Raw genomic sequence first — 1,343 nt, forward strand, 5'->3', positions numbered from 1 at the left:
CCCCCCCGCCGGATAGTAATCAGTTGCTGAATACATAGCCTTCATGGAAGACATAGCCGCTGCTGAACAGATCCCGCGCGTAAGCCTCATAATCGAAATAGACGCGCAGGGATTCAGGCACCTCGTTTAACAGGCCGTGATCCTCCACAAAGCCATAAGCAAAATCCTCCTCGCTTTCAGCCTCGCCACAATACGCATCATCAAAGGCGTCATAGTCGCACTCGCCGGTATATTCCGCCCAGGCCACAAACGCGGCGGCGCGTCCTTCGTCCTGCGCCTGCCGGAATGCCTCGATAAACGCCCACTTAACAGAGGATTCAGAGGCAAACTGAGACGGGATCCCTTCCCAGTCCTGAAACATAAACTCGGGGTCATCCTCGGCGGCATGCAACGCCCGGCAGGCGTCATAAAATTCGTCTTCGTCGTCGAAATCGGTTAAATCAAACCATTTGCCAAAAATACTGCCGCTGTTGTACTGGTGATACGTGCCCACGTAGATGGCCGGAGTGGTGATGGATGAATTCATTTTTTCGTCTCCCGGCGGGGCGGCATGGCCGCCCCGGTCGTTAATCAGTCCAGCGCGGCGTAAATGGCGTTGCATTCCGGGTGAAGGGTAATGTGATTCCAGAGCTGGGCATCACGCAGCATATAAAGGCGGGTCAGTGCCGGGTTACTGCTGTCATGATGGGCCGCCAGACGGCGATTGATCGCCAGGCTGGTCAGAATAATGCCCGCCGCGTCGGCGCTGACCGGGCGATCAAACCAGTTTTCACTGTTGACCAGATGAACCCGGCCACAATCCGGCATCATGTAACCGCCGCCCTCTGGCAGCCGGATGAAATGCCAGAACTCACTGCTGTATTCAGGCATCCATTGTTTCGCCAGCGCATACACCTGCAATTCTGCGAGCATGAAATCCGTGCCGAACAGGTAGGGCATAAAAGACAGGCGGTCACACTCTTCAACATTCAGGACGGGGCGTGTTGTCACATACTGCATGGTAAAACCTCCGTAATCACATGGACTGCGGCACCGGGTTGTGCCGTGCCGACACGTCAGCCCGGCGGAAAGCGGAAGATGCAGGGGCGACACCGGAGGCCGCAGCGCAGATAAAGCGCGAAGCGGGTCTGGACGGTTTTCGAGCGAAACCTGAGCGAGAAAACGACGGGAAGAACGGCGAGCATCAAAAAAAAACTGCGACCGGGCGAGGATGGCGGCGTCAGCGAACCCTTGCATCTGCAGCAGCCGGGCTAAAGTGAAGGCACGGCACTACCCGTCGCGATGCAGGAGGTTGAATACAGGGTTTCTCCCCCCGTTTTTCGACCACAGGGAGAAAAGCGGAA

Annotated in this window: 2 protein-coding genes; both read right to left on the reverse strand. The window is 56.7% G+C overall.

Annotation, left to right across the window (positions count from 1 at the left end; translation table 11 throughout):
- Positions 1 to 19: 19 nt before the first annotated feature.
- Positions 20 to 526: an antirestriction protein ArdA gene (locus HMPREF9538_RS13990; RefSeq protein ID WP_009485092.1), complete on the reverse strand. Its 507-nt coding sequence runs from the start codon at positions 524 to 526 to the stop codon at positions 20 to 22.
- 44 nt (positions 527 to 570) lie between these two features.
- Positions 571 to 999, reverse strand: a complete 429-nt coding sequence (locus HMPREF9538_RS32610; RefSeq protein WP_009485093.1) for an antirestriction protein — start codon at positions 997 to 999, stop codon at positions 571 to 573.
- Positions 1,000 to 1,343: the final 344 nt, after the last annotated feature.

Origin of the sequence: Klebsiella sp. MS 92-3 (genome assembly GCF_000195655.1) — a bacterium.
Lineage (GTDB): Bacteria > Pseudomonadota > Gammaproteobacteria > Enterobacterales > Enterobacteriaceae > Klebsiella > Klebsiella pneumoniae.

What these genes read in the sequence shown, in the direction of transcription:
- HMPREF9538_RS13990 (WP_009485092.1), bottom strand. Translation starts at nt 526, where the DNA reads ATGAATTCATCCATCACCACTCCGGCCATCTACGTGGGCACGTATCAC.
- HMPREF9538_RS32610 (WP_009485093.1), bottom strand. Translation starts at nt 999, where the DNA reads ATGCAGTATGTGACAACACGCCCCGTCCTGAATGTTGAAGAGTGTGAC.